Annotated in this window: 2 protein-coding genes; both read right to left on the bottom strand. The window is 66.9% G+C overall.

Annotated elements, in window-relative coordinates:
* Nucleotides 1-65 precede the first annotated feature (65 nt).
* Nucleotides 66-857, bottom strand: coding sequence for an IS21-like element helper ATPase IstB (gene istB / locus ABD212_RS18940; RefSeq protein ID WP_344097773.1), 792 nt, complete (start codon nt 855-857; stop codon nt 66-68).
* Nucleotides 857-2,062, bottom strand: coding sequence for an IS21 family transposase (gene istA, locus ABD212_RS18935; RefSeq protein ID WP_344097771.1), 1,206 nt, complete (start codon nt 2,060-2,062; stop codon nt 857-859). Before istA ends, istB begins: the two co-directional genes overlap by 1 nt.
* Between the last annotated feature and the right edge of the window lie 70 nt (nt 2,063-2,132).

Raw genomic sequence — 2,132 nt, 5'->3', positions numbered from 1 at the left:
GTGTCGGCGACGCTCGAAAATGAGGCCATTGCGACGTTCGAAAATGAGGCCACTAGTTCGTGTTGTTAGTCTGCCGGATCTTGGGTTCTGATGCTGGGGAGGCTGTCGATGCCTCTGCCGCGGAGCCGGTAGCTGGCGCCTTTCAGGGTGAGCACGTCGGCGTGGTGGACGATGCGGTCGATCATCGCGGCGGCGACGGCTTGGTCTCCGAAGACCCCGCCCCAGCCGGAGAACGGCAGGTTCGATGTGAGGATCAGCGAGGCGTGTTCGTAGCGCGACGACACGAGTTGGAAGAACAGGTTGGCGGCGTCTTGCTCGAACGGCAGGTAGCCGACCTCGTCGACGATGATCAGCCCGTAACGGCGAAGCCGGGTGAGTTCCTGCGGGAGTCGGCCTTGCCGGTGCGCGTCGGTGAGGCGGGTGACCCAGTCGGTCGCGGTCGCGAACAGCACCCGGTGCCCATGCCTCGCGGCGACGATCCCGAGCGCGGTCGCGAGGTGGGTCTTGCCGGTTCCGGGTGGGCCGAGCAGCACGACGTTCTGCGCCTCCAGCAGGAACCCGCCTGATGCAAGCCCGGCGATCTGCTGCCGGGCCGTGGGCTGGGCGTCCCAGTCGAAGTCCTCGATGGTCTTGCGCGCAGGGAACCCAGCTGCTTTGATCCGCAGCTCTGCGCCCGACGCGTTGCGGGCGGAGACTTCGCGTTCCAGGACCGCGGCGAGGTAGTCCTCGAACGACCAGCCCGCATCCCGCGCCTGATCAGCCATCCGGGTGGCGGCTTCAGTGATCCGGGGTGCTTTCAGAGCGCTGGCGAGATAGGTGATCTGCTTCACCGACTCGGTGCTCTTCGCCGTGGCCATCATGCGACTCCTTCGATGCCGAACGCCCGGTCGTAGTCAGCGAGATCCCGTACCAGCTCATCGCCAACCGATCCGTGTCGTGGTTGCTGGAACTGCTCCCGCAACCGTCTGGCGGTCTCCACGTGGGCCGGGTCGGTGATGGTGCTGCCGCGTGCCCAGACCCGAGCGTGGTCGGCGACGATCCGCCCGTCGAGGCGAACCTTCACTCTGTCGAGGTCTGCGGTGACGTCGACCATCCGGCCGATCACGGTCGGGTCGACGGAGTAGTCGGACGCGTCGAGGCGGACGTAGTAGTCCCGGCCCAATCGGACCCGTTCCCGCCATCCCAGCTGCAGCGGGATCGGCGGCAACGGCAGCATCCGGGAACGGTCGTGCTCGATCAGATCGACCGGGCGTGCCTTGATCGTCCGCACCAACCTGCCGTTCGCCTTATCCAACCATTCGGCGAGCTGGCCGTTGAAGTCCGCCGGTGAAGCGAAGGTCCGGCCGGGCATGAATGAGGTCTCCATCCAGCCGTTGCGGCGCTCCACGATCCCCTTCGACTCCGGGTCATAAGGCCGCAGTTGCACCACCTTCGTCGCGAGGGTTCCCGCGAACGATGCGACGCCCTGCGCAAGTCGCCCCTTCTGCCCGATGCCGGGTTCGTTGTCCCAGATCAGCCGCCGGGGGATGCGGCCGAGTTGCTGGATCAGCTGCCACGACCCGAGCAGAAGATCCTCCGTCTTCCGCGTCGGGATCATCCGGGCCGTGAGGAACCGTGAATGCGCGGCGACGATCACCAGCACCGGCAGCAGCATGGTCGTGCCGTCCTCGAGCGGGATCTTCCGCGGCGGGAACCACAGATCACACTGCGCCGCGTCCCCCGCCGCCCACGCCAGCCGGTCCGCAGGGTCGACCGGCCGATGCTCCGGCCTGAGCCGTCTCACGTTGTCACGGAACCAGGTGATCGACCCCGACCACTCCACCCGCTCCGCGATCACCGTCGCCGGCATATCGGGATGCTCCGCCAGCAACGCCCGCACCTGCGGCTCGAACGGCGTGAACGACGTCGGCTGCGGCGGTCTCTCATACTTCGGCGGCCGCTCCGACGCCAACGCCCTATCGACCGTTGACCGGCCGATCCCCAACTGTCTCGCGACCTGCCGCTGCGGAACACCATCCGCGACCAGTCGCCGGATCAACGCCCAATCCTCCACCGAGATCACCCACCCAATCTGTCTGGGTGGCCTCGTTTTCGCCCGTCGCTAATGCATCAGATTCGCCCGTCGCCGACAG

It is taken from the genome of Microbacterium deminutum (assembly GCF_039530205.1).
GTDB classification, from domain to species: domain Bacteria; phylum Actinomycetota; class Actinomycetes; order Actinomycetales; family Microbacteriaceae; genus Microbacterium; species Microbacterium deminutum.
This window is presented reverse-complemented; position numbering and strand designations above follow the sequence as displayed.

Excerpts from the sequence above, each read along its gene's own strand:
- istB (WP_344097773.1), bottom strand. The coding sequence starts at position 857 with ATGGCCACGGCGAAGAGCACCGAGTCGGTGAAGCAGATCACCTATCTC.